Annotated in this window: 23 protein-coding genes, 1 tRNA gene and 3 pseudogenes; 20 read left to right on the forward strand and 7 right to left on the reverse strand. The window is 56.5% G+C overall.

What is annotated here, in order from left to right; translation table 11 throughout:
• The first annotated feature begins 37 nt into the window (after window positions 1-37).
• Window positions 38-330, forward strand: a pseudogene (locus BLW11_RS00015) (DUF2878 domain-containing protein).
• 245 nt (window positions 331-575) lie between these two features.
• Window positions 576-881, forward strand: coding sequence for a YkgJ family cysteine cluster protein (locus BLW11_RS00020; protein ID WP_048360119.1), 306 nt, complete (start codon window positions 576-578; stop codon window positions 879-881).
• Window positions 882-951: 70 nt separating this feature from the next.
• On the opposite strand, the pseudogene BLW11_RS00025 reads toward BLW11_RS00020, so the two are convergent.
• From BLW11_RS00025 to hemA, 6 genes and pseudogenes are all read right to left on the reverse strand, one after another.
• Window positions 952-1,469, reverse strand: a pseudogene (locus BLW11_RS00025) (acyloxyacyl hydrolase).
• Between the two features lie 81 nt (window positions 1,470-1,550).
• Window positions 1,551-2,342 carry a glutamate racemase gene (gene murI, locus BLW11_RS00030; protein WP_048360121.1) on the reverse strand — a complete coding sequence of 264 codons (792 nt, stop codon included), beginning with the start codon at window positions 2,340-2,342 and terminating at the stop codon, window positions 1,551-1,553.
• Window positions 2,335-3,090: a molybdopterin-synthase adenylyltransferase MoeB gene (locus BLW11_RS00035; RefSeq protein ID WP_048360122.1), complete on the reverse strand. Its 756-nt coding sequence runs from the start codon at window positions 3,088-3,090 to the stop codon at window positions 2,335-2,337. Before BLW11_RS00035 ends, murI begins: the two co-directional genes overlap by 8 nt.
• A complete protein-coding gene (gene prmC / locus BLW11_RS00040) occupies window positions 3,084-3,914 on the reverse strand; it encodes a peptide chain release factor N(5)-glutamine methyltransferase (protein WP_048360123.1) in 831 nt (276 codons plus the stop codon). Before prmC ends, BLW11_RS00035 begins: the two co-directional genes overlap by 7 nt.
• Window positions 3,915-4,996, reverse strand: a pseudogene (prfA, locus tag BLW11_RS00045) (peptide chain release factor 1).
• 2 nt (window positions 4,997-4,998) lie between these two features.
• Window positions 4,999-6,282 carry a glutamyl-tRNA reductase gene (gene hemA, locus BLW11_RS00050; protein ID WP_048360125.1) on the reverse strand — a complete coding sequence of 428 codons (1,284 nt, stop codon included), beginning with the start codon at window positions 6,280-6,282 and terminating at the stop codon, window positions 4,999-5,001.
• A gap of 202 nt (window positions 6,283-6,484) precedes the next feature.
• On the opposite strand from hemA, the gene BLW11_RS00055 reads away from it, so the two are divergent.
• The 18 genes from BLW11_RS00055 (at window position 6,485) to BLW11_RS00145 (ending at window position 21,685) form a co-directional block, all read left to right on the forward strand.
• The gene (locus BLW11_RS00055) at window positions 6,485-8,209 is read left to right on the forward strand and encodes a tetratricopeptide repeat protein (RefSeq protein ID WP_048360126.1); all 1,725 of its coding nucleotides are present in this window, start codon (window positions 6,485-6,487) and stop codon (window positions 8,207-8,209) included.
• Window positions 8,210-8,211: 2 nt separating this feature from the next.
• Window positions 8,212-8,838, forward strand: coding sequence for a lipoprotein insertase outer membrane protein LolB (gene lolB, locus BLW11_RS00060; protein ID WP_048360127.1), 627 nt, complete (start codon window positions 8,212-8,214; stop codon window positions 8,836-8,838).
• Between the two features lies 1 nt (window position 8,839).
• Complete coding sequence (ispE, locus tag BLW11_RS00065) at window positions 8,840-9,727, forward strand: 4-(cytidine 5'-diphospho)-2-C-methyl-D-erythritol kinase (RefSeq protein WP_048360128.1); 888 nt, start codon at window positions 8,840-8,842, stop codon at window positions 9,725-9,727.
• A 10-nt stretch (window positions 9,728-9,737) separates the two neighbouring features.
• Window positions 9,738-9,812 (forward strand) — tRNA-Gln (locus tag BLW11_RS00070).
• Between the two features lie 45 nt (window positions 9,813-9,857).
• Window positions 9,858-10,799: a ribose-phosphate pyrophosphokinase gene (locus BLW11_RS00075; RefSeq protein ID WP_003439794.1), complete on the forward strand. Its 942-nt coding sequence runs from the start codon at window positions 9,858-9,860 to the stop codon at window positions 10,797-10,799.
• 139 nt (window positions 10,800-10,938) lie between these two features.
• The gene (locus BLW11_RS00080) at window positions 10,939-11,526 is read left to right on the forward strand and encodes a 50S ribosomal protein L25/general stress protein Ctc (RefSeq protein ID WP_016781750.1); all 588 of its coding nucleotides are present in this window, start codon (window positions 10,939-10,941) and stop codon (window positions 11,524-11,526) included.
• A 166-nt stretch (window positions 11,527-11,692) separates the two neighbouring features.
• Window positions 11,693-12,277, forward strand: a complete 585-nt coding sequence (gene pth / locus BLW11_RS00085) for an aminoacyl-tRNA hydrolase (RefSeq protein ID WP_048360129.1) — start codon at window positions 11,693-11,695, stop codon at window positions 12,275-12,277.
• A gap of 23 nt (window positions 12,278-12,300) precedes the next feature.
• The gene (ychF, locus tag BLW11_RS00090; protein WP_048360130.1) at window positions 12,301-13,401 is read left to right on the forward strand and encodes a redox-regulated ATPase YchF; all 1,101 of its coding nucleotides are present in this window, start codon (window positions 12,301-12,303) and stop codon (window positions 13,399-13,401) included.
• 129 nt (window positions 13,402-13,530) lie between these two features.
• Window positions 13,531-14,610: an FUSC family protein gene (locus BLW11_RS00095; protein WP_048360131.1), complete on the forward strand. Its 1,080-nt coding sequence runs from the start codon at window positions 13,531-13,533 to the stop codon at window positions 14,608-14,610.
• Between the two features lie 287 nt (window positions 14,611-14,897).
• Window positions 14,898-15,815, forward strand: coding sequence for a sigma 54-interacting transcriptional regulator (locus tag BLW11_RS00100; RefSeq protein ID WP_048360132.1), 918 nt, complete (start codon window positions 14,898-14,900; stop codon window positions 15,813-15,815).
• A 293-nt stretch (window positions 15,816-16,108) separates the two neighbouring features.
• Window positions 16,109-16,351, forward strand: a complete 243-nt coding sequence (locus BLW11_RS00105; protein ID WP_048360133.1) for a type III secretion system major pilin HrpA — start codon at window positions 16,109-16,111, stop codon at window positions 16,349-16,351.
• Between the two features lie 99 nt (window positions 16,352-16,450).
• A complete protein-coding gene (gene sctI / locus BLW11_RS00110; protein ID WP_053069548.1) occupies window positions 16,451-16,819 on the forward strand; it encodes a type III secretion system inner rod subunit SctI in 369 nt (122 codons plus the stop codon).
• Between the two features lie 8 nt (window positions 16,820-16,827).
• A complete protein-coding gene (sctJ, locus tag BLW11_RS00115) occupies window positions 16,828-17,628 on the forward strand; it encodes a type III secretion system inner membrane ring lipoprotein SctJ (protein ID WP_048360134.1) in 801 nt (266 codons plus the stop codon).
• Window positions 17,629-18,154: 526 nt separating this feature from the next.
• The gene (gene sctL, locus BLW11_RS00125; protein ID WP_048360135.1) at window positions 18,155-18,766 is read left to right on the forward strand and encodes a type III secretion system stator protein SctL; all 612 of its coding nucleotides are present in this window, start codon (window positions 18,155-18,157) and stop codon (window positions 18,764-18,766) included.
• 24 nt (window positions 18,767-18,790) lie between these two features.
• The gene (locus tag BLW11_RS00130) at window positions 18,791-19,009 is read left to right on the forward strand and encodes a type III secretion protein HrpF (RefSeq protein WP_048360136.1); all 219 of its coding nucleotides are present in this window, start codon (window positions 18,791-18,793) and stop codon (window positions 19,007-19,009) included.
• 37 nt (window positions 19,010-19,046) lie between these two features.
• A complete protein-coding gene (gene sctC / locus BLW11_RS00135) occupies window positions 19,047-21,059 on the forward strand; it encodes a type III secretion system outer membrane ring subunit SctC (protein WP_420912208.1) in 2,013 nt (670 codons plus the stop codon).
• Window positions 21,060-21,100: 41 nt separating this feature from the next.
• Window positions 21,101-21,259, forward strand: a complete 159-nt coding sequence (gene hrpT, locus BLW11_RS24055; RefSeq protein ID WP_338152527.1) for an HrpT family type III secretion system protein — start codon at window positions 21,101-21,103, stop codon at window positions 21,257-21,259.
• A 39-nt stretch (window positions 21,260-21,298) separates the two neighbouring features.
• Entirely contained in the window at window positions 21,299-21,685 is a 387-nt protein-coding gene (locus BLW11_RS00145; RefSeq protein ID WP_048360138.1) for a type III secretion system chaperone, read from the forward strand.
• 21 nt (window positions 21,686-21,706) lie between these two features.
• Here BLW11_RS00145 and BLW11_RS00150 read toward each other — a convergent pair whose 3' ends face one another.
• A complete protein-coding gene (locus BLW11_RS00150; RefSeq protein ID WP_241486126.1) occupies window positions 21,707-26,104 on the reverse strand; it encodes an AvrE-family type 3 secretion system effector in 4,398 nt (1,465 codons plus the stop codon).
• Between the last annotated feature and the right edge of the window lie 6 nt (window positions 26,105-26,110).

Raw genomic sequence — 26,110 nt, forward strand, 5'->3', positions numbered from 1 at the left:
CGCTTTGATGGCGCATCTGCTGTGGATAAGTCGCTCAATGGCAGAAGTCCGTTTAGTGCTCGTCGTGTGTTTACTCGGCACTGCTGTCGACAGCCTGCTGCTCAATGCCGGGGTTTTCGTCTTCAAGCAACCTGGCTTTTTGATTCCGTTCTGGCTGGTTGTGTTGTGGGCATTACTGGCCATCACCTTGAACCATTGCTGGCCTGGACGGCCAAGCCTTTGTGGCGCGCCATTTTGCTGGGGGCTATCAGTGGGCCGTTGTCGTATTACGCCGGGCAGCGGTGGGAGCGGTGCAGTTCCCTTTGGGCTGTGCGACACTGGCCGGGTTGAGCCTGTTGTGGGCGGGGTTGTTTCCATTGCTGAACGCCTGTAGCCGCTACCGCAGGCTGCGATAAGGGCCGCATGATTTCAGCCGTGGGAGCGAGCCTGCTCGCGAACAACCTTCGCGAGCAGGCTCGCTCCCACGGGGTCAGCTGCTAGAAAGGCCCTTGAACGGCAACCTGGTTTCTATAAAAAAATCTGCGTTCATCAGCACATTCACACCTGACGGCGGCTCTGCCTTACACTGCGCGCCTATGACCAACATCCCCCTGACCGAAATCAACGAACCCGCCGTCACCTGTTCGACGTGTGCGGCGTGCTGCTGCCAACTGGAAGTGATGCTCATCACCGACACCGGCGTGCCCGAGCGCTTTATCGACAACGACGATTGGGGCGGTGAGGTCATGCTGCGTCTGGACGATGGCTGGTGTGCGGCGTTGGACCGCAACACCATGATGTGCACCATCTATGAGAAACGCCCGCTGATTTGCCGTGAATTCGAAATGGGCGAGGTCGAATGCCTCAACGAACGCCAGGGCATTGAGACGGCGTATCGCTGAACACACAAACCGTATCGTCTGTGTCGCCCAACCCAGCTCCCACAAAGACTTCGCCAGACCTGTCGCGGTCCTACAGCGGCATCGTGTAATGCAGCGCATAGCTTTCTACGCCGTCATTGGTGCTGGAAATGCCCGCATTGGAGTAGTGAGTCGCACGAATCCCGACCTCATGCCCACCCGCAAAGCGCAAACCGAAACCCAGGCGGTCCTCAAACTGGAAAGCCGTTCCCAGCCGGTTGCCTTCGATTTCAGTGTGCGAGAACAACGCAACCCCGATCCCGGCCTCTATATAGGGGTTAATCTTTTCACCGGCAAATTCGTACACAAATACGGGCGAGAACGACAGGCTGTTGCTCGCGGATGACTTGTCACCTTCCCAGTAGGTGTAAGCCCCGTCCCAGTATCCGGTCAGACGCCCCGTATCGCTTTGCATCCAGCTTTTGCCCCAATCGGACTTCAAGCCCAGACGATAAGTCATGGTCGATTCGGCGGTATGCCCCACCCCAAATTCAATCCCGGCGGCTTGCGCCGTATAGCTCTGCCCAGTGCAGCGGCGGCAAACGCAGCCAAACAAAAAAGTCGCTTCACAGGAAAAGTCCTTTTTCATAGGTATCTGTCAGTTGTTGTGTGCTTCAGCAAGCAGACGTCATAGCGCTGATATCAGATTTTTTACAGTCCGAAGCTTCGCACAACGCCAGATTTATTCCACAGCACAGGCAGGATTTTTCCTAAGTGTTCAGGCGAAGCGCTGGTCCAGAACTGTGGTTCGCGGGATGGGCCCACCGCCAGCAAGTCTTGTTCCGTCAATAAACGCTGAAGCTGACGCGCCACGGCGGCGCCGGTATCAATCAGGCTGATCGAAGGTGGGAGCATCTGGCTGAGCAGAGGCTTGAGGAAGGGGTAATGGGTGCAGCCCAGAATGATGGTGTCGCACCCCGCCGCCAGCAAAGGCTCTATGTAGCCTTTTAACAAGGTGAACAAGGCATCGCTGTGCAGGTCGCCGGTTTCGATCAGTTCCACCAGGCCGGGACATGGCTGGGTAATGACCCGGACATCGTTGGCAAAGCGGTCGAGCAAGGCGGCAAACTTGGCGCTTTGCAACGTGCCGGTGGTTGCGAGCACGCCCACCACACCGCTGCGCGTGGCTGCCGCGGCCGGTTTGACGGCGGGTTCCATACCGACGATGGGCCACTCGGGGTACAGCTGACGCAAGTCTGCAACCCCGGCCACTGTCGCGGTATTGCAGGCCAGCACCAGGGCTTTGGCGCCCTGGCGCTGGAAGAAATCAGCCACTACTGCGCAGCGCTGGCGAATAAACCCGGGGCTTTTTTCGCCATACGGGATATGCCCACAGTCCGCCACGTAGAGCAGCGACTCGTTGGGCAACAGGGTGTGTATTTCCTTGAGGACCGACAGGCCACCGACGCCAGAGTCGAAAACCCCAACCGGCGCCTCACTCATGGCCAGCTCCGCACACGCTGCACGCCGGGTCACGCTTGACCCGCAATTCGCGAAAACGTGTGCCCAAGGCATCGATCAATAACAGTCGACCTACCAGCGGTTCACCAAAACCGGCCAGTACCTTGAGCGCTTCAAGGGCTTGCAAGCTGCCGACCAGCCCTACCAGCGGGCCAAGCACGCCGGCTTCGCTGCAGGTCAGTTCCTCTTCGCTCCCGTGCCCGTACAGGCAGTGATAGCAAGGGCTTGCGGGCTGACGCGAATCAAACACCGACAATTGCCCCTCAAGGCGAATCGCCGCACCACTGACCAATGGCTTGCGCGCCGCGACACAGGCCCGGTTCACCGCTTCGCGGGTGGCAAAGTTGTCGCAGCAATCGAGCACCAGATCCACGTGGGACACCGCCTCGTTCAACGAGTCGGCATCCAGCGCCGAACGGTGGCCGACCAGCTTGATGTGCGGATTTATCAGGCGCAGCCGGCGCAACGCCGAGTCGACCTTGCTCTCACCAACATTGGCGGTGTCGTGAATAATCTGGCGCTGCAGGTTGGTCAGGTCGACGCTGTCGAAGTCGGCCAGATGCAGCTCACCGACACCGGCCGCGGCAAGGTAGAGCGCGACGGGCGAACCAAGCCCGCCAAGGCCGATAATCAGCACACGGCTGTTTTTGAGTTTCAACTGGCCATCGATATCGACCTGTTGCAACAGGATCTGCCGGCTATAGCGCAACAGCTCCTCATCGGTCAGCACGGCAGGCGACCCAACGTAATGCGTTCGTGCCCGCCCAGGTCCTTGCGGCTTTCAACCTGTGCATAACCTGCTGCCAGCAACAGTTCGCGAACGGCCTGGGCCTGATCGTAACCGTGCTCCAGCATCAGCCACCCGCCTGCATTCAAGTGCTGCGCCGAAGCGCAGATGATCTCGCGTATATCGTCCAGGCCATCAACACCGGCGACCAGAGCGCTTTCGGGCTCAAAACGCACATCGCCTTCAGCCAGGTGCACGTCACCGGCGGCAATATAGGGCGGGTTGCTGATGATCAGATCAAAACGCTGGTCGGCCAAGGCGCTAAACCAGTGGCTGGTAAACACCTTGACGTTTTCAAGCTGCAAACGCTGACGGTTACGCTCGGCCAGCGCCACGGCTTCAAGTACGCGGTCAACCGCGGTGACTTGCCAGGCGGCGCGCTCGCTGGCCAGCGCCAGGGCAATGGCCCCGCTGCCCGTGCCCAGGTCAAGAACCCTGGCCGGGCTGGCAGGCAGCAGTTCCAGCGCCGTTTCGACCAGCAGTTCGGTGTCGGGACGCGGGATCAACGTGTGCGGCGCCACTTCCAGATCAAGGTTCCAGAAACCCTGCTGCCCCAGAATGTAGGCCACCGGCTCACCGGCCCGACGACGCAACAGAAACTGCGAGAAGGCCAATGCCGCTTCGCTGCTGACAATTTTCTCTGGCCATGTGTGCAAGTAACTGCGCGACTTGCCCAGGGCGGCAGCCAATAGCAGCTCCGCATCAAGACGGGCAGTTGGCGAGTCAGGCAGTTCAGCAGCCCGTAACAAGCTGGCAATAATAGTCATTTATTCACCCAGGGCGGTCAGTTGATCAGCCTGAAACTCCGCCAATAATGGCTCGATAACGGCATCAACGCCGCCAGCCAGTACGTCATCCAAGGAATACAGGGTCAGGTTGACGCGATGGTCGGTCACTCGCCCCTGCGCGAAATTGTAAGTGCGGATCCGCTCGGAGCGATCCCCCGAGCCCACCAGCGATTTGCGCTCGCTGGCAATCGCATTGGCCGCAGCACTGGTTTGCTGGTCATTCAACTTGGCGGAAAGCCAGGACATCGCCCGCGCCCGGTTTTTATGCTGGGAACGCTCTTCCTGGCACTCCACCACTATGCCCGAGGGCAAGTGCGTGATACGGATCGCCGAGTCAGTCTTGTTGACGTGCTGACCACCCGCCCCGAGGAGCGGTAGGTATCGACCCGCAAATCCGACGGATTGATCTCAATGGCTTCTTGCTCATCCGGCTCAGGCAATACGGCCACGGTGCAGGCAGAGGTGTGGATACGACCCTGGGATTCGGTGGCGGGGACGCGCTGCACGCGATGTACACCCGACTCGAACTTCAGCTTGCCGTAAACATTCTCGCCTTCGACGCGAGCAATGACTTCTTTATAGCCGCCATGTTCGCCGCTGTTTTCTGACAGGATTTCCAGCTTCCAGCCACGACGCTCGGCGTAACGGGAATACATGCGAAACAGGTCGCCGGCAAAAATGGCCGCTTCATCGCCACCGGTCCCGGCGCGAATTTCGAGGAATACGTTGCGCCCGTCATTAGGGTCTTTAGGCAACAGCATGCGCTGCAAGTCACCTTCAAGCTCGACCAGGCGCTCTTTGGCTTCGCGAACTTCTTCGACCGCCATTTCACGCATGTCCGGGTCGCTATCCTTGAGCAACGCCTGTGCGCCTTCAAGGTCTGCCTGTACTTTCAGCCACAGCCCGTAAGCCGTAACAATGGGTTCAACTTCGGCGTATTCCTTGGAATAGGCGCGGAATTTGGTTTGATCAGAAATGACTTCGCCATCGCCAAGCAATGCGGTCAGTTCTTCAAAACGGTCCTGGAGGATGTCCAGCTTATTAAGCAGTGACGCTTTCATTACTATTTTTTATCCGCAGAGCTATGCGAGGAGCCCTCACCGAGGGCAAAAAGTTCTTGGGCCATGGCCAGCGCATCGAGGCGGCCTTCGGCAGAAAGCTTCTTCAGCTGGACGCTGGGTGCGTGCAGCAACTTATTGGTCAGACCGCGCGCCAGCTGTACCAGTACGTCTTCAGGGTTGCTGCCGTTGGCGAGCATACGCTGGGCTTTTTGCAGTTCTTCGTCGCGCAAGCGCTCGCTTTGCTGGCGGTAGGCCTTAAGCACATCGACCGCAGCCAGCTCACGCAAACGCACCATAAAGTCGTCAGCGCCAATGCTGACCATCTCTTCTGCCGCCTGAGCTGCGCCCTGACGACTCTTGAGGTTTTCGGCAACCACCTCGTGAAGATCATCGACGGTATAGAGGTAAACGTCGTCCAGCTCGCCGACTTCCGGCTCGATATCGCGGGGAACAGCAATATCGACCATAAAAATAGGCTTGTGCTTGCGCAGCTTCAAGGCGCTTTCGACCGCGCCCTTGCCCAAGATCGGCAACTGGCTGGCGGTGGAACTGATAACGATATCGCTATGCACCAGCTCTTGAGGGATGTCCGACAGCAGCACCGCGTGGGCTCCGAACTGTGCAGCCAACGTGCTGGCGCGCTCCAGGGTACGGTTGGCCACCACGATACGCTTGACCCCCAGGTCGTGCAGGTGACGGGCGACCAGGGTAATGGTCTCGCCCGCACCGATCAGCAAGGCCTGGCTGCGCTGCAAGTCGCTGAAGATCTGCTTGGCCAGACTGACGGCGGCAAAGGCCACAGACACCGGGTTTTCACCGATGGCGGTGTCGGTGCGCACCTGTTTGGCCGAGTTGAAGGTTGCCTGGAACAAACGCCCCAACAAAGGCCCTACGGTGCCCGCCTCACGTGCCACGGCGTAGGCCGATTTCATCTGACCGAGGATTTGCGGCTCGCCCAACACCAGCGAATCCAGGCCTGAAGCCACACGCATCATGTGACGAACGGCAGCATCGTCCTCATGGACATAGGCACAAGCCCGCAATTCTTCGAGGCTGAGGTTGTGATAATCCGCCAGCCACTTGAGCACACTGTCAGGCGAAAGGTGGTCCTGCTCTATATAGAGCTCACTGCGATTGCAGGTGGAGAGGATCGCAGCTTCGCGACTGTCGGTTAGGCGGCAGAGCTGCTGCAAGGCCTCAACCAACTGCTCTGGAGTAAAAGCCACGCGCTCGCGGACGTCTACTGAAGCAGTCTTGTGGTTAATACCGAGTGCGAGGAAGGCCATTCAAGATCGCTGATGATGACGAGAAGCCGACAATTGTCCTACTTCGCCAGATTGAGAACAACCATTGCTGACTATTGTCTCTATAGTTAACGTCTGTTGAACACATCATCAGCCCCCGGATATCGATAGTCGCACCTGCTAGGGTTTGCGTCATCGCATGTGTCATGATGCCCAAACCGCAGGTAAGTCGCCCTTCTCCTATATGAATAGATCCTCCGCGTTGCTCCTTGCTCTCGTCCTCCTTGGTGGCTGTCAGGTCCTGGCTCCCACGTCCCCGGAAGATTCATCCGCGGCCGAAGACGTCACCGCCGCCCCGGCAAAGCCCACCGTCTACAGCTCGTTCAGCGAAGAAACGCTGTACAGCCTGTTGAGCGCCGAGCTGGCCGGTCAACGTAATCGTCTGGATATCGCACTCGATAACTACGTGACCCAGGCAATCAATACACAGGACCCCGGCATCTCCGAGCGTGCTTTCCGTATTGCCGAGTATCTGGGCGCCGATCAGGCCGCACTCGATACATCGCTGATCTGGGCCAGAAACGCCCCGGACGACCTTGAGGCGCAACGCGCTGCCGCCATTCAGTTGGCGCGCAATGGTCGCTATGACGACTCCATGGCCTACATGGAAAAAGTCCTGCAAGCCAAAGGCGACACTCACTTCGACTTCCTGGCCCTGTCAGCGATAGAAACAGATGCCGATACCCGTGCGGGCCTGCAAAAAAGTTTTGATCGCCTTCTGATCAAGCATCCGGACAACGGCCAGCTGATTTTCGGCAAAGCCTTGTTGATGCAGCAGGACGGCGATGCAGAAGGCGCGCTGAAGCTGCTGGAAAAAAACCCGCCACAAGACGGTGAGGTTGCCCCGCTTCTGCTGCGGGCCCGCTTGCTGCAAAGCCTCAATCGCGGCGATGAAGCACTGCCACTGCTGAAAAAGAGCATTCGCCAATACCCCGACGACAAGCGTCTGGGGCTCACCTACGCCCGAACCCTGGTCGAACAGAACCGAATGGGCGAGGCCAAGGTGCAATTTGCCAGCCTGGTCCAGCAATACCCCGAAGACGACGAACTGCGCTTCTCCCTGGCGCTGGTCTGCCTGGAAGGCAAGGCCTGGGACGAGGCTGAGGGTTATCTGCAAGAACTGATCGAGCGCGACAGCCATGTTGATTCGGCGCATTTGAATCTGGGCCGTATTGCCGAAGAGCGCAATGACCCCCAGGGCGCGCTCACCGAGTACGCACTGGTAGGCCCCGGCAATGACTACCTGCCGGCACAACTGCGCCAAGCAGATATTCTGGTCAGTCACGGTCGTGGCGCCGAAGCGGCCCGCAAGCTGGCAGCAGCCCGCGATACGCAGCCCGACTACGCCATTCAGCTTTACCTGATCGAGGCCGAAACCCTGGCAGCGAACAACCAGACCGATCGCGCCTGGAATGTGCTGCAACAGGCACTCAAGCAATACCCGGACGATTTGAACCTGCTGTATTCACGCGCCATGCTGGCCGAGAAGCGCAACGATCTTGGTCAAATGGAGCGAGACCTGCGCACCATCATCCAGCGCGAACCCGACAACGCCATGGCCCTGAACGCGCTGGGCTATACGCTGTCGGACCGGACCACCCGCTACGCCGAAGCCAAGGCGCTGATCCAGCAGGCCTACGACCTGACCCCGGATGACCCGGCAGTGCTCGACAGCCTGGGCTGGGTAAATTTCCGCCTTGGCAACCTGGATGAGGCCGAACGCTTGCTGCGCCAGGCCCTGGAGCGCTTCCAGGATCAGGAAGTCGCCTCTCACCTCGGTGAGGCGCTGTGGGCCAATGGCAAACAGCGTGAAGCCAAGCAAATCTGGGCCAAGTTCCTTAAAGAGAATCCTGACAGCCCTCTCCTGCGCAAAACCATCTTGCGCCTGACCGGATCCGAGAATCTTTAATCATGTTTTATCGTCATTTGCGACACCTGATCGCTTTTAGCCTGATCGCCCTGCTCGCCGGTTGCGCGGGCTTCGGCGCCCGCGAATCGGTGGAGGGCCATGGCAGCCCTGCCCTGTGGTCTGCACATAAACAGCAACTGACCCAACTCGACGGCTGGCAAATCAACGGCAAAGTCGGCATTCGCGCCCCTAAAGACTCAGGCAGCGCCACGCTGTTCTGGCTGCAACGTCAGGACTATTACGATATTCGCCTTTCCGGGCCGCTGGGCCGGGGGGCTGCACGCCTGACCGGACGCCCGGGAAATGTAACTCTGGAAGTTGCCAATCAGGGCCGCTATGGAGCGCCAACCCCGGAAGCCTTGCTGGGCGAACAACTGGGCTGGAGCCTGCCGGTGTCACATCTGGTCTGGTGGGTACGCGGCTTGCCTGCGCCCGGCAGCAAAAGCCGCGTGACACTGAATGCCGATAGCCGCCTGGCCAACCTGGAGCAGGATGGCTGGAAAATCGAATATCTGAGCTATGTAGAGCAAAACGGCTTCTGGCTGCCTGAGCGGGTAAAGCTGCACGGCCCGGATTTGGACGTCACGTTAGTGGTTAAAGATTGGCAACCTCGCCTGTTGGGTCAATGAGATGCAAGGCCATTTAGATAAAAAAAATCTCATTTTGCCCTCCCCGGCGAAATTGAATTTGATGCTGCACATCCTGGGTCGTCGAGAAGATGGCTATCACGAGCTGCAAACACTGTTTCAGTTCCTCGATTACGGCGATGAAATGAGCTTTGCCGTGCGGGACGATGGCGTTATTTGCCTGCACACCGAATTCCCCGGCGTCCCTCACGACCAAAATCTGATCGTGAAGGCGGCAAAAAAACTTCAGGAACAATCCGGTTGTACCCTGGGGATCGATATCCGGATCAAAAAAGTGCTGCCCATGGGTGGCGGTATCGGCGGCGGCAGCTCAAATGCTGCAACCACCCTGCTGGGGCTCAATCATCTTTGGCAACTGGCCTGGGATGAAGAGCAACTGGCAGCGCTGGGCTTGAGTTTAGGGGCAGACGTTCCGGTTTTCGTGCGTGGACACGCCGCATTTGCTGAGGGTATCGGTGAAATTCTTACGCCTGCAGAACCGGAAGAACCCTGGTATTTGGTACTTGTTCCGCAAGTATCTGTAAGTACTGCAGAAATATTTTCAGATCCTTTGTTGACACGTGACTCTTTGCCCATTAAAGTGCGCCCCGTTCCCAAGGGAAACAGCCGAAACGACTGCGAAGCAGTAGTGAAGGAGCGTTATCCAGAAGTACGTAACGCTTTGAATTTGTTAGGTAAATATACCGAAGCAAAATTAACTGGAACTGGAAGTTGTATATTTGGGGCCTTCCCAAACGAAGCAGATGCTGATAAAGTGCTGCACCTTCTGACAGACACCCTTACAGGGTTTGTAGCAAAAGGAAGCAACGTTTCGATGTTGCATCGCAAGCTACAAGATCTGGCAAAGGAAACGGGTACACGGTACTCGTAGCAACAGATACAGGGGCGTCGCCAAGCGGTAAGGCAGCAGGTTTTGATCCTGCCATGCGTTGGTTCGAATCCAGCCGCCCCTGCCATTTCTTATACTCATCCAGGTTACCCTCAGCCTTCAGGTACTGCGCGTGTCCAAGATGATGGTCTTTACGGGGAACGCTAACCCCGATCTGGCTCGGCGTGTCGTACGTCAGCTGCATATCCCACTCGGTGACATCTCTGTCGGCAAATTTTCCGACGGCGAAATTACCGCTGAGATTAATGAAAATGTCCGCGGTAAAGACGTTTTCATCATTCAGCCGACTTGTGCTCCGACCAACGATAACCTGATGGAACTCGTCGTGATGGCTGATGCCTTCCGCCGCTCCTCAGCTACTCGTATTACTGCTGTTATTCCTTACTTTGGTTATGCCCGTCAGGATCGCCGTCCGCGTTCCGCACGTGTAGCTATCAGCGCGAAAGTTGTTGCTGACATGCTTACCGTAGTCGGCATCGATCGTGTTCTCACGGTTGATTTGCATGCTGACCAAATCCAGGGTTTCTTCGATATTCCTGTAGATAACATCTATGGCTCCCCAGTTTTGGTGGATGACATCGAAGATCAGCGCTTTGAGAACCTTATGATTGTGTCCCCGGATATCGGCGGCGTCGTGCGTGCACGTGCTGTTGCCAAATCCTTGGGCGTCGATCTGGGTATCATCGACAAACGCCGTGAGAAAGCCAATCACTCGGAAGTGATGCATATCATCGGTGATGTCGAAGGGCGTACCTGTATTCTGGTTGATGACATGGTCGATACCGCCGGCACTCTGTGCCACGCGGCTAAAGCCTTGAAAGAGCATGGTGCTTCCAAAGTGTTCGCCTACTGCACACACCCTGTGCTGTCGGGTCGGGCAATCGAGAATATCGAAAATTCCATGCTGGATGAGCTGGTGGTGACTAACACCATTCCGCTGTCCGCTGCCGCACAAGCCTGTACGCGTATCCGTCAACTGGATATCGCACCGGTTGTGGCTGAAGCGGTTCGCCGCATCAGCAACGAAGAATCGATCAGCGCGATGTTCCGCTAAGGGCCCTGCCCTTTTCAGACATCAGCTGACGAAAAGCGCCCCGCCCCAGCAGCCTGTTGGGGCGGGGCTTTTTTGCCCATACCGTCCATAGCGCTGGTCGCAAACGCTAGGCCGGATGTGGTTATTTTGGAGATACAACATGAACGATTTTACTCTGAATGCTGAAGTGCGTTCCGACCTGGGGAAAGGTGCGAGCCGCCGCCTGCGTCGTCTCGCAAGCCTGGTTCCAGCTGTAGTTTACGGTGGCGACAAAGCCCCTGAATCCATCAGCATGCTGGCTAAAGAAGTTGCCAAACTGCTCGAAAACGAAGCTGCTTACAGCCACGTTATCGAACTGACCGTTGGCGGCGTTAAGCAAAACGTGATCATCAAAGCTCTGCAGCGTCACCCGGCTAAAGGCCACGTGATGCACGCTGACTTCGTACGCGTTGTTGCTGGTCAAAAGCTGACTGCAATCGTTCCAGTTCACTTCGTTGGTGAAGCTGCTCCGATCAAGAAAGGCGGCGAGATCTCGCACGTTGTTGCTGAAATCGAAGTTTCCTGCCTGCCAAAAGACCTGCCTGAATTCATCGAAGTTGACCTGGCTAACGCCGAAGTCGGCTCGATCATTCACCTGTCGGACATCACCGCTCCTAAAGGCGTTGAGTTCGTAGCTCTGGCACACGGTAACGACCTGGCAGTAGCCAACGTTCACGCTCCACGTGTTGCACCAGAAGCAGCAGAGTAATTCATTACTCTGTAGTTGGAGTTTTGAGAAACATCGCGAGCTAACACGCAGCGAGTAAAGCGGACAAGATCGCGAAGTTTACTCATGTAAACCCGCTTTTTTGTCCGTTTTCGCCGCTAACCGTTAGCGGCGATGTTATCCACAACTCCATAGAAGGGCCCTTGTCGTGACCGCCATAAAACTGATCGTTGGCCTGGGAAATCCAGGCACCGAATACGAACAGACCCGGCATAACGCAGGGGCCCTTTTTGTTGAGCGTCTCGCGTCGGCAAACGGGGTAAACCTGGTTGCAGACCGCAAATATTTTGGCCTGACCGGGCGCTTTAGCCACCAGGGTCAGGACGTTCGTCTGTTGATTCCCACCACCTATATGAACCGAAGCGGCCAGGCCGTTGCGGCGCTTGCCGGTTTCTACCGTATTGCGCCTGAATCCATATTGGTGGCCCACGACGAACTCGACCTCCTTCCCGGTGTTGCCAAGCTCAAGCTGGGCGGCGGCCATGGAGGTCACAACGGGTTGCGCGACATCATCGCGCAACTGGGGAACAACAATAATTTTTATCGTCTGCGGCTCGGCATTGGCCACCCAGGCGTCGCCAGCATGGTGTCCAACTTTGTTCTGGGTCGCGCGCCTCGCGCCGAACAGGAAAAACTGGACGCCAGCATCGATTTTGCCCTCGGCGTGCTGCCGGATATCCTCGCCGGGGAATGGAACCGTGCGATGAAAAACCTGCACAGCCAGAAGGCCTGACTCTACTCCTCGGGGAAAACACCATGGGATTTAACTGCGGCATCGTCGGCCTGCCTAACGTCGGCAAATCCACCCTGTTCAACGCCCTGACCAAATCCGGTATTGCGGCCGAGAACTTCCCCTTCTGCACGATCGAGCCGAACACCGGCATCGTGCCGATGCCCGACCCACGTCTGGACGCGCTGGCTGCCATCGTTAAACCTCAGCGCATCCTGCCAACCACCATGGAATTCGTCGATATCGCGGGTCTTGTGGCTGGCGCGTCGAAAGGTGAAGGCCTGGGCAACAAGTTTTTGGCCAACATCCGTGAGACCGATGCTATCGCTCACGTGGTCCGCTGCTTTGAAGATGAGAACGTGATTCACGTTTCCAACAGCGTTGACCCGAAGCGTGACATCGAGATCATCGACCTTGAGCTGATCTTCGCCGACCTCGACAGCTGCGAAAAGCAACTGCAGAAAGTCGCGCGTAACGCCAAAGGCGGCGACAAAGAAGCTGTGGCTCAAAAAGCCCTGCTGGAACAACTGATCGCGCACTTCACCTTGGGCAAGCCAGCTCGCAGCCTGATCAAGAACATGGATGCCGATGAGAAACAAATCATCAAAGGCTTCCACCTCCTGACCACCAAGCCTGTGATGTACATCGCCAACGTGGCTGAAGACGGTTTCGAAAACAACCCGTTGCTCGATGTAGTCATGGCGATTGCCGAAGAAGAAGGCGCAATCGTGGTTCCGGTCTGCAACAAGATCGAAGCTGAAATTGCCGAACTCGACGACGGCGAAGAAAAGGACATGTTCCTTGAGGCCCTGGGCCTGGAAGAGCCGGGTCTGAACCGCGTAATCCGTGCCGGTTACGAAATGCTCAACCTGCAGACCTACTTCACCGCCGGCGTTCAAGAAGTACGCGCCTGGACCGTTAAAGTGGGCGCTACCGCTCCACAAGCAGCCGGCGTGATCCACACCGACTTCGAAAAAGGCTTTATCCGCGCTGAAGTAATCGCCTACGACGATTTCATCAAGTTCAACGGTGAAGCTGGCGCGAAAGAAGCCGGTAAATGGCGTCTGGAAGGCAAGGAATACATTGTTAAAGACGGCGACGTCCTGCACTTCCGCTTCAACGTGTAAAACACCACACGTATAAAAAACCGCGCTCAGGCGCGGTTTTTTTTGCCTGGCGTTTTTGCAGGTCAAACCATCTCCCGGACAAACGGTCTATGGTTAGTCTCTATGCCATAAGACTGATCGGGAGTTTCAATGCTCGCCAAGGTATTTATCAATCGCTTTACGGCCCCTCTGATCGAGCGGCTTGCCTTTCGCTGGTCTTCAGCCTGGCGAGATGCCCTGGCTTCAGCCATCGCCGCGGCATTGGCCTGGATCCTCGCCACCCATCTGCTGGGGCACGTACACCCGGTATTTGCGGCCATCAGTGCCGTGGTATGCCTGGCCCCCGGTCTGCCCAGCCATGGCAAACAGGCGGTGGGCCTGATGGTGGGTGTGGCCACCGGGATCCTGGTGGGAGAAGCGGCCTTGTGGCTCCCGGACTCCTACCCCTTGCTGCGTATTGGCTTTGCCACATTCTCGGCCATCGCCATCGCGGCCTTGTATGGCCTGGGCCCCGTTGTGCCGATTCAGGCCGGGGTTTCGGCCGTGCTGATGCTCGCTGTAGGCCCCGAGAGTGCCGGGGTAGTGCGCATGCTTGATGTGCTGGTAGGGGCTGGTGTAGGGCTGGTTTTCAGCCAGGTACTGCTCACGCCTAACCCTATCGGCATCATTGATAGCTCGGCGAAGGACTTGCTGGAAAAGCTCGCCGCTGGATTTGGAAAAAGCCTGCAGGCACTCGAAGATAAAGACGCGGGAAAAGCACAGAATGCCGTGCAGATTTTTTCTCGGGCCCACGACAGCCTGATTGCCCTGGAGAACGGCATCAGCATGGCCCGCAACACCGCACGCTGGACGTTACGCGGGCGTTTTGTGTCACGTGAAGTCAAGGACATCGCCAGTCGTTACGAACGTCATGCCGTTCGTTTGTACGCCAGTGCCCTGCTGTTCGCAGAAGCCTTTGCCGATGCCTTGCGCAAGGAAGAGGGCCCGGCGCCAGCCTCGCTGCACGAACGCCTCGCAAACGTTGCGTCAGGCTGTGCTGCTATCGCCAACGACAGTGATCGCCCGATCTTGATCCCGGTATCAGCCAGTGAACGGGCCGACGCGGTGTCTGGCCCCTGGCAACTGTGCTTGCAGCATTTGAGTACCGTTGAAAGCGCTCTTCTGACGTTTGGCTTTACCACCCAAAGCGATGCTAAAAGCATGGCCGAGAAAGCCAAGACACAGATTTGAAGTATCCTCCTTGCCGCTACGAGACCCGTTCTCATAGCGCAAGGTAATTACCCTACTGTTACGGACACCAATTCTCACAACATTTACTCCCCTTATCGCAAGACATCCAACCTATTAAAAACTTAGCCTAAGCATTCATTCTCGGCACGTAAAACAACGAAGACTCTAACTTTCAACTCTCTGAAAATTTCACTGAACACACATTAAAAGTATAACTTCCCAAAGTGGCTTTCCGATGGAGCGGTGCCTGCAACCTTTCTAGCAAGCAGCTTGCCGGAGCAAAATACATGGTGCCCTCTAACAACAAAGATATAACGCATAAGATATATCAACTCAACCCGCCAGAGTTCGACACCACAATCAACAGTACTGCCAGGCTTGATATAGATATTTTGTTACATGGCGAAACGGGCACTGGCAAAGACACACTCGCTGAAAGTATCCATTCCCTGTCCGGCCGCAGGGGAAAATTCATTGCGTTGAATTGCGCTGCCATTCCAGAAGGGCTGGCTGAAAGCCAACTGTTTGGTGTTACTCATGGGGCGTTTACCGGAGCCGTCCAATCTCGGGAGGGGTTCGTTGAAGCCTCTAACATGGGTACGTTATATCTCGACGAAATAGACAGTATGCCGCTGACCTTGCAGGCCAAGTTATTACGCGTTCTGGAAACCAGGGGTGTAGAGCGACTGGGCTCGACCAGATTTATTCCCGTGGACATGCGCGTTATTGCTTCCGCTCAATCTTGCCTTTTGGAAAAAGTTGAACAAGGACAGTTTCGACGCGACCTGTATTTTCGTCTCAGTGTCGTCAGCCTGCATCTACCACCGTTGCGCGAACGGCGCGAACACATCATTCCATTGTTCATGCATCTGATTCAACGTGAAGCAGACTGCTTCAAATCTCCCATACCGGAGCCCAATACCTCGCTGTTGCAGCACATCATTTGTCATGACTGGCCAGGTAATGTCAGGGAACTGCGATCTGTCGCCAAGCGATTTGTGCTCGGTTTACCCGCGCTTTCGACGCATGCGGGCACACATAAAGATGGCGACAAGAACTTGAAGGGGCGCTTGCAGCAAATTGAAAAACTGCTTATTCAAGATTCTTTACGGCGCCATTTATATTGCCTGGATGCTGTTGTACTTGAGTTAGGTATCGCAAAACGCACGCTTTACCATCGAATGAAACAATTGGAAATTGCCTGACTATTATTCATTGGAACTCACGACCTTGATACCGACACTCAAAGACTGAACCAACTCCTTGGTTCAACATCGAGCACCATCCATAGAGGCATTGATATGTTACCTATAGCGTCAATAATAGCCCCCCTCTTGTTACCGATTACAAACAAGGTTATTGATACCCTTGGCGGCCTGGCAAAAAACACGGTGAACACGCTTCTTAATACTGCACCGCCAGTCCAGAACACCACCACCACCAAAAACAACCAAATCTTTTTTTAATCGCCCCACCCATAAAAAACAGGAGAAACACCATGCTTGGTTTGATCGGCCCACTTCTGGGCGCAATAATTGGTGGTCGCAATAGTGGAGGCCAAGGCGCCGACCCGATTAAAATGCAAGAAGAGTTCCAGAAAAAATTAGCCATGGACAATGCAATTACAAATATAAATAAGCTCAGGAGTGACTCCGAGGCTGCAAAAGCAGCCGGCATCATGGACTCAGCCAACAAACAGATCAACGCCATGACAACGGCGGGCAAAGCTCTGCAATTCTGATGTATTACCAGTGCCCCATCCCAAAAATGGGGCATTTCCAAAACAGTCCATGCAAATATTGCAGATCGAAGATCAAACCCGGCACGCCTGAGGCTTTACATGAAAATCGAAACTGCGCCAATGCCCTCCCTGACGTTGCCCTCCTTCTCTGACAAGCCCTCTTATGCCCCCGCGCCGTCGGATATCAATTGGTTCAATGCGTCATTAAACACGCCTGTAATTCCATCAACCCATAACACCCCGTCCGCCCCCTATTTCGCCCGACCGCTGAACCGGCAATCGGCTCATCTGCAAGGGCTCTCGAATCAGGCGGCACAGGCCCTGCTGAAAGTCAGCACCAGCACTGACCCCATCGACATGCTCAATTCAACCCGTGCGCTGTCCAAGCACGGCCTTGATTCAATCCTGGCTGCCAAGGTGGTCAGCAAGACGTCTCAAGCAGTCGACAAACTCACCAATCTTTCTTAGGTCAGCGCATGTTGCCGCGCCTTATCAAGAGCGTGCTTATCGTGTTCGCGTTATGCGTGGCCGGTTGCAGTGATCGTGTAGAACTGCACCGCCAACTGTCCGAGCAGGACGCGAATGAAGTCATCGCCGAACTTGCAGACAAGCAAGTCAGGGCCCAAAAAAATCCGACCAAAAACGGTGTCTCCGTGAGCGTCAATACACAAGACATCAGCCGGGCCGTTAATGTGCTGGAGGCGGCCGGATTACCCCGGGCTACGCGGTCAACACTGGGCGAAATCTTTCGCAAGGAGGGGGTGATTTCTACACCGCTGGAAGAGCGCGCCCGCTACATCTATGCCCTTTCGCAAGAACTCGAAGCCACGCTGTCAAAAATTGACGGGGTCATTGTGGCGCGAGTGCATGTGGTGCTGCCTGAACGTATCGCTCCGGGGGAGCCTGTTCAGCCTGCGTCTGCTTCCGTGTTTATCAAGCACAACACGCGGCTTGACCCGGACAGTATTCAATCTCGCGTGCGTCGGCTGGTTGCCAGCAGCATTCCGGGCATGGCCACGGCGTTAGATAACCCGCAAAAAATAACGACGGTATTTGTGCCCTCGGCAGCGTTTCAAGAGAAACAACAGTTGATCTTTTTCGGCCCTTTTCTGGTGCCTGAACACAACCTTGGGTTCTGGAAGACCGTCGTTGTCAGTGCTGTTACCGGACTCAGTCTGATAATGATCGCGCTCGCCATCTGGCTGTACAGGTTCTTGCTATTACGCAACAAACCGGCGTCTGGAAGCCAGTCTCAACCTGCCGAGGGCGCGTCATGAACGAAGCAGACCTATGGGTTCAGTGGTGGTCATTCGCCTGGCGTCACGCTCACCCGGATTGGCACTGCGCCGATGAGGCGACATGGCCTCCTGCGCTAACCCGTAACCGGCATGTTTGCGTAAGCAAGGCGCTGGCGATAGAACCGTGCCTGCCCTGCCAGCCCACACCCGCCTTGCTTCGTCTGGCGCTTGCACCGCCGGGGCAAAAGGATTTCATCCTGGCGCTGGCGAATTGTATATGCCGCCCTGCATACCCGGGCCCGCTGGATACAGCCGGGCATCTCTGGTGCCAACGCCTTGCCAGGGCACTCCACACACCGGCCTGGCTCAATCAGTCCGACGATGCATTACACCTGCTCAAAGCATGGGTTGAACCGCCAGTGTGGCAACGCCTGCGACTGTGTTTTGCACGCGCACGTGTCATGGCCCTCGAACAAACCTCCTCCCCCCGCATCGCCCCGTCCAGGCTCGACATTTTTTGGCAGGCGGTGCTCTGGCGCGCGCATTTCCACCCAGGTTAACGACCATGCTATCTCGACGCAAAATTGAACTGCGACCCGACACTCCCGGATTGCCACAAACGCTGATTACTCGACAACAACTCATTGATTGCGGCCAGGTCAGCGAGGTGTTGGCCCGCGCCCGCGCCCAGGCCGCCGAACTGCTGCGCAACGCGCAAGAAGCTTCTGATGTTCTGCTTGAAAACGCCCGAGGCGAATTCTGGCTACAGGCCAATGGGCAGCTTGAGCGCTGGCAAATGGAACACGGCACCCTGTGCGAAGGGCTGGAGTCCAGCGCCAGCCAGGTGGTCAATCAGGCCCTGCGTCATTTACTCGAAGACCTGCCGCAACAGGCACGTATCACCGCCCTGCTCAAGCAACTGCTGCGCGCCCAATGCCCACCGTCAAGTGCGACATTACGTTGCCATCCGCAGGCGCGTGACGATGTCCAGCAATGGCTAAACACCCGAGCAGACAACGTGTGGCAGCTTCAAACAGATGAGCGACTCGACCCGCAGACCCTCGCACTGGTCACGGTACAAGGAGACTTGCGCATCGATTGGCCTGCGACCCTCGAAACCCTGTTGCTGCCCGCTGATATTCATGGAACCGATGAAGCACTGCCCGCCACTGAGTAACCAACATGATCAAGTGGAGGTTGTATGGCTTCGTTCGAAAGTATCCAGCGACGGATTGATTTGCGCTTTGCCCTGGCCCAGAAAAAGATGGATGAGACCGCCTTGAGCAACCAGGGCGGCACCGAAGACATGATGGTCTTCCTTGATGCCTCACGAAAAATGGCGACCGCAACGTTTTCTCTCACCGAGCAAACCCGTCTCAAACACAGCCTGACCAAAAGCATTATTGATGCGGTGCAGTAACGTGCTCGGGGTCAAGTACGCCTGCCGGCTCGTTCTCTTGGCGCATGTTTCCATATTGATCCCTCAGGCCACGGCCGCGATCCCCGAAGATTGGAAAAAAACGCCCTACGCCCATGAAGCCACGAACCGGCCGTTGCGTGACTTCATGGAGGACCTTGTCCAGACCCTTGGCCTGAGGTTGCAAATCGACGGCCAGTTGCAGGGCATGGTGCATGGCAAGCGGCGCTCCGACAACCTGAAGGCATTTGTGGAACGGCTGGCCCTGGAGCACCGCTTCCAATGGTTCGTCTACAACAACACGCTCTACATCAGTTCATTGGATCAACAAACATCCGAGCGTCTTGAGGTTGCTGACAACACAATCGCCGATTTGAAGCAGGCACTGACTCAGATGGGGCTGTTTGATGACCGGTTCGGCTGGGGTGAATTACCTGACCTCGGTGTGGTGCTTGTTTCGGGGCCCAAGCGTTACATAGAGCACATAAAACAGTTCAGCCGCACACGAACAGAGCCTGTCGACAAGCAGGAAGTTCTGGCATTCGCGCTCCAGTTTGCCAATGCCGGTGATCGCCAGATCGACTATCGGGGCGAGAAGCTTACGGTTGCGGGTATCGCCAGTCTGTTACGCGGCCTTCTCGATGCAAAATCATCGACTTATTCCGGGCTTGAGCCCAGTGCGCTCACCCACGCGTCACTGGCTGGTGCCGCCCCGCAACCCGGCAACCCTTTCTCGAACAGCCCCCCGGGGAGCCCTCAAAGCACGCTGGCACCCACAGCAGGGAGTCGCGTTCGGGTCGAGGCGGACGTGCGCAATAACAGCGTTCTGATCTACGACTCCCGTAAACGCCAGGCGCTGTATCAAACATTGATCAACCAGCTCGATACCCCACGAAAACTGGTGGAAATAGATGCCGTGATTCTCGACATTAACCGCACCCAGCTCAAACAATTGGGGATGAACTGGGGGTTTCAGAACCGTCGTTTCCAGGTCAATCAAAACAACCTGCCCGGTGCTGGCTACTCGTCCTTTTCCGCAGTGCGCATAGACCGGTTCACTGCGGATATAAAAGCACTGGAAGAGCGCGGGCTGGCAACCGTGGTGTCCAACCCTTCAATCATGACGCTGGAGAACCAGCCCGCCGTTATCGATTTTAATCGCACGCAATACATCAAGGCCGTGGGCGAAGGCGTTGCCAATATCATGCCGGTCACCGCCGGCACCAGTTTTCAGGTCATACCCCGTGTGATTACAGCCAATGGCATGAACCAGATCCATTTGATTATCGATATAGAAGACGGCACTTTTTCCGATCCCCCCACGGATTCTTCAACGCCGGATGTTCGAAAAGGCAAGGTCAGTACCCAGGCCGTTATCGCCGAAAAACAGTCACTGGTCATTGGCGGCTTTCATGTCGCAGACGAAGTCGACAACCTCAACAAAGTACCGCTGCTGGGAAATATCCCCCTGCTGGGCAAGCTGTTGTTTTCATCCTCGCAAATCACGAAAAGCCGCCGGGAGCGATTGTTTATTTTGACCCCGCGCCTCATTGGCGATCAGCTCAACCCGGCCCGTTACCTGCCGCAATCAGATCAGGCCCTGCTGGAATCAGCAGCAGCGCCGTTGGCACGGCGTTATGCGCAACACCTGCCCGTGATCAAGCGCACCGATGTCGCGGACACCTTGGCCAACCTGGTCCTGGGCCGCGTGCCCAAAGACTTCACGGCCATGCCGATGCCCGCCGTGGCGGACGCCTGGTGCACTACCCCCGATTTTTTGAAGGTCGATCCCGGGAAAAGCCAGTGGTACGAAAGCCTGCATTACAACGTGGCCGTTATTGTCTTGCACAACCAAAGCGACAACCGTGTACGTATCGATGAAAGCGAATGCAGCAACGAGCGAACCCTGGCGGTAAGTGTCTGGCCAAACCCTTGGCTGCCCCCCGGAGAAAAGGCTGAAGTGCTGATTGCGACACGTCACACCGCAGGGGATGAACGTATGGCTGTACCTCGACCGTCCCTGCTCAAACCCGCCCGGGGTGTCACCCGATGAGCCGCTGGATAACCGTTGCCATAACGGTCGGGACCGTACTGATGCTTCAAGGGTGTACAACCCACTGCCGGGGTGATTCGTGCTCTCGCCCCGAGTCCGGCGCCAGCGCACTGGTGATCTGGTGGCCCCCGCAAATGCGCGTCGACACAGGCCCGAACGCAGCGCAGCCCGACCATCTGGTTGTCCTCCTTGAGCACTAAACAGGCCTGGCAACCCATTACTCAAGACGGTCTCATCACATGAATAAAAACATGCATCTGCTGGCGGCACTGAGCCAGCAACTCAACGTCGACTTGCAACTGGAAAGTGGCGTGTGCGCCCTGTTCGACAGTCACGATCAGGAAGTGTGCGTCATCGAGCTGTTACCCCAAGGCAGCAGTGCAGTGCTGCATTGCGCAATCGACATTCCCCACCCTGTTTCTGAGCACTACCGCCGACTGCTAACGCTCAATTTCCAACCCGACATGCTGCACGGTTGCTGGTTGGCGCTGGATGAGGGCGATACCGTGCGCTTGTGCGCTCAGTGCCCGGTTGAATTACTAACGGAACGCACTTTTTGCCAATGGGTCATCGGCTTTATTGAGCAAGTGGCTGATACACGCCTGTTGCTGGACCAGCCTGCCTGAATACCAGGCAGGCTGGAGCTTTTAAAACACGGGGCGGCGGCTGTTGCGAATGTTTTGTTCAAGTAATTCAGGGTTGAGGTCCGCATCTTCAGAGGGCGATAAAACATCCTTGAATTTCATGAGTACAGGGGTGTTCTGGTCAAGGCCGTATTCGAATTCAGTGTTGAGCATCTTGTGGGTATGGCTCAGTGATGCACTGCTGGCGAACGTCAGCACGGGCAGAGTCAGCTCCATACTGTGGGTCCGGCTTGCGGTGTAGTTCACGCACAGGCTTTTAATCCGCAGGTTGTCCGGGTTTTTCAACGCACGTTCCACTTCATCCTGTGAGGCGCCCCCATCAACAGTCACACGTTCAATCATCCGCAATACATCCGGTTTGACCTCGAGCCCCACGCTCACTGAAGTCCCTTTGTTGCTCTCCAGCTCTTTAAGTGTTCGGGCCAATTGCGGCTGGCTCATGAGCATCCGGATAATGGCCGCCTTGTTTGCCGCTGCCGTATCGTCCATCCACCCATGTTCTGCATCCCCGTCCAGCCCCACATAGGACACTGTTCGTTCGACGGAGCCCAGTTCGCGCTTGCCCTGCGTGCTCCATTGGTGCTGCTGAAGAAGCGTTTGCACTTTGCCTTGCAGCACAACGTGCTCTTGAGGCCCAGCCTGCGGTATGGGTAAACGGTCCAATAATTGATGAAGATTTTGCAGTTGCTCACCTATATCGCCCGCAGAGGGAAGTGCCTGCAGTTCGCGCTTTGCCTGCGGGGAAAAGCCCGACAATGCATCACGCAGATCATTAACCTTCGCCTGCTCAACTGCCGGAACACGCTTAAATGTAAAGTTTAAGGCCCCCGATCTACTGCGATCAAAGTTTCCCGAGAGCGAAGAATCGAACCATGTGAAACCCACCAGGGATGAACCCTGCGGTTCAACCTGGGCCACTAACGATGTATTCCCGGGCGCCACACCGATAGAGGCACCACCTTTATTCAACAACTGAAAATTACGTTCCTGAGTATGACTCACCTCGTTCAGCCCCTGGGTTAGCGCACTGCCTTTCGCTAAATGCATCAGGTTAAGGCTCGCGCTCCCGCCTATGGCCGTACGAACCAACCCCTCCAGAGACCCCGGCTCTTGCAGCGCTTTGTAGTGGACACGGCCTTGTGCAAGAGCAAAAACACTCAGGTCCACACTGTTTTTCGAGCGATGGCCGTACTTGTGATCATTCCCGATATCCAGCAGGTCGAATACATCCCCCCGCTCCCCCATCAGGATCTCCATCATTCTTGGAAAATCCGCTTCTTTCACATCAAAGCTGATACTCGCGCCCTTCTCATGTGACGCACTAAGGTTGGCCTTCACACCCAGTTTCAGCTCGGCCCCGATCACGTCACCGACTGAGAGCGGCACCAAGCCTGCCCCTACAGAAGTGGTGAGGGCATGCTTGGTGTCCATGCTGATTTTTACAGTGGCGCCCTGATCCGTTCGGCTGATCGTTACCCCGTTGGTCTTGCCCCTCGAAGCCCCAATGTAAAACTCAAGGAAGGGCACAGGCGGTATGCCCAGCGCCAACAACCCTGCGCTCTTGGTAATGTTGCGACTCGACCCAATGGATTGGCCGCTTTCAGACTGCCGGACCTCTCGCATCAGAACCTGCTTAAGATCGCCCCCCTGGCCGACCCCCAAGGTGCGGGCAATATGAGAATGGAGAGCGGACCCGGGGGTACCCAGATCCTTGGCCAGCAACTTGAAGTTTTTGTAGAGATCCTCGGCTTGTGCGTAATTGTTGATGTTTTGCGAAGTCTTTTTATGGACAGGATTGTCGTGATAATCCTGCATGACGCTCTCTAATGAGGCCGCAATGTGCGTCACGTCGGGATGAGGCTTTTCTAGCCTGGAAATGAGGCCGCTCAGGTGCGACAGGGTCAGTGCATGATGAATCAAGTCGCTTTCGATCAGCCCCGTAGGGTTTTTCAAGTCCCGCTTGTTATCAGCGTTCCACTTCGACAGGACTACCCCCTGCTGCTCATAACTGCGAAGCAGAGCTGCCGCTCTGTTGCCCGTTGAAGGCGACAGGTTTTCAAACGCCTTGCGTATCTGATGAAGCGTTGACTCGGGATCGCCAACAGTCACGGTTTTGTCAGGCGCAGGGGTCGCTTGGGCTCCGTGCATCTCACCCAGCCTGGACGCCGCCGACTCACTGCTTTTTTCCACGTGCAGCCGTGCTGCATTGAGCGCCTTGACGATTCCTTGCAAGGGCTCGTGCCCTTGCAGTCGTTCAAGACGAGCAGTTAAATCCAGCGAAGCCTGCGGGGCGCTCGTCAACGCCTTGAGTTGCTGACGCAGCGCTGTGTCACTGCCATAAAGGCCTGCCATCCCGGCACGTCCTTTAATGCCATGCTGAAGGTCGTAAGCCGTATTTTTAATCCCTTCATGGGGTTTGAAGTGCGCGCTTAAACTTTTGAAATAACCTCCTTCCCGCTCTACCCCCTCCGTAGTTTGACCCAGGACAGTGGAGCTCACGGCCCAGGAAGTTGCATGGCTCTGTGTTTTTAATTCACCGCCACTCAACACCGAACCCAGGGAACTCTCACGTGTCTTTGACTGCGCTGCAAGCGGCTCCCACTGCAAGGCACCGTCAGGTGAAATATTCAGCTGGCGATATTTTTCGCCCCAGCGATTCAGTTGAGGATGGTTCTCTCCCCAACTGGCAACCAGATGCTTGTCGGATCCCATGCGCAGTGTTTTCAGTTGTTCATTGCCAGGCAACTTCACCGACGCCCAGGCAACGTGTGATGACGAAGGGTTTTGCCAAACTGCCTTTTCCAGCGTCAGCAACTTGCCGGTTTGGGTCTGGCCGTAAAGGTTGCCAAGGTGATCCAGCGCCAGCGCCTGCACAACTTCAGATGTGCTGAACGTTAAGGCCTTTTCTTTTCCATCGATGTGAGCATGCAGCTGGTTGTTATGGTCCAGGCTCACAAAGCGACGAGCGTTATCCACTGCGAAACCAGTGATGACCCGCTCAGAACCTGCGGTCATTGCTTCGAACGCAAACCGGTTTTTTGCACCATTGGGCGGGGCCAGGTCATAACTGGCGCCCATGTATAACGGCTCCCGGGTTTTATGGGGGGCCAGTGCTTTCAACTGACCCTCCTGCAGCACATAGGCGCAGCCATCCAGGCCTCGCTCCAGATGGTCGATATTGAGTTGATCCGTCTGTTCCCAACGCTGTGCCGGCGAGTCCCAGCACAACAGGGTATTGCCCTGCAGCGCGACCTTGCCCCGCTGGCCAAGATCCACAGCACCGGCCAGTGCTCCCAGCCCCGGTTGTGGCACACCTTTGTCGATCGCTTTAAACATCACATCACTGAGATTCCAGCCCGGCGCCAGCCCTGCCCCGTCCATCAGCGCACTGCTGTGGAGCTGCTTGTATGCATCGAGAAACAGAACGTTGAGCTGGCCATTATCGTCATGCATGAAACCCTTGATAGTGACGCCTTCCTTGACGAGATGCCCAGGCTGACCGATCGGCTCGCGCACCATCTCCAGACGCCCCTCCCCGGCCGTGCGCAAATCCCCGCGTAACAGCTCGCCCTTCAGGTTCGAGGCATACAGCACATCACCCGTCAGCCCAATGCGTGTTAGCTGCACAGGCTCGCCCGACTCACTGACAGGTGTGAGGCGGATAACGGGCGCACCCTTGTTTCGATGGACCTGAAGAAAAGCACCTTCAGCGCATGGCCTCAGGCTTGCCTGTGTTTCACCGGCAATACTCAGGTCACTGACACCCTCCGGGACTTTCATCAGGGAACCTTCCCGGCTAAGGCCAAGGCGGGCGTACTTGCCCTCATCCTTGTCGGCCAGCCAGGTAAAGGTCTGCGGCTCGAACCGGTGCAGGCGCTGCTCTATCAAACGAAACTGGCTACCGTCCCGGGTTGTGTATACGTCACTGACCTGTCCCAGATGGGCCCTGCCAGGGTTGTCGGGCACCCGCGCGCCGCCAGCCAGGGGGCAACTGCTTTTGAACGCGGCGGCAACGGCCGGCGTGGACTGGATATGAAACACATTGAGCTTCTCATCCAGCAAGCGCAGCCCTTGCCCCGTGCCCGCAAAGCCGAGGTCCGCGGTCAGGCGCCCGGGGAGCTGATTGAGTTGCCCTGCGATATCCCGCCCTGCTTGCGAACCTTCGGCAACAACCTTTCCATGGAGTACCTTGGCGCTGAATGCCAAGGAAGACGGCCGATAACTGCGAAACTGGATCAGCTCCGGGCGCTGCTGGCTGGAGCGACCCAGCCGAAACAGATCGGAACATCTGCGGCCAATGCTTTGAGTGGCAGGCTTCTGCCGGATGGCCGGGCTGGCCTCGCTCTGCGAGGTACTCAGGTTCTTTTCAAGACGAACAGGAACTGCGGGACTAAAAAACATGGCAGG

The organism is Pseudomonas deceptionensis, assembly GCF_900106095.1.
Classification (GTDB): Bacteria; Pseudomonadota; Gammaproteobacteria; order Pseudomonadales; family Pseudomonadaceae; genus Aquipseudomonas; species Aquipseudomonas deceptionensis.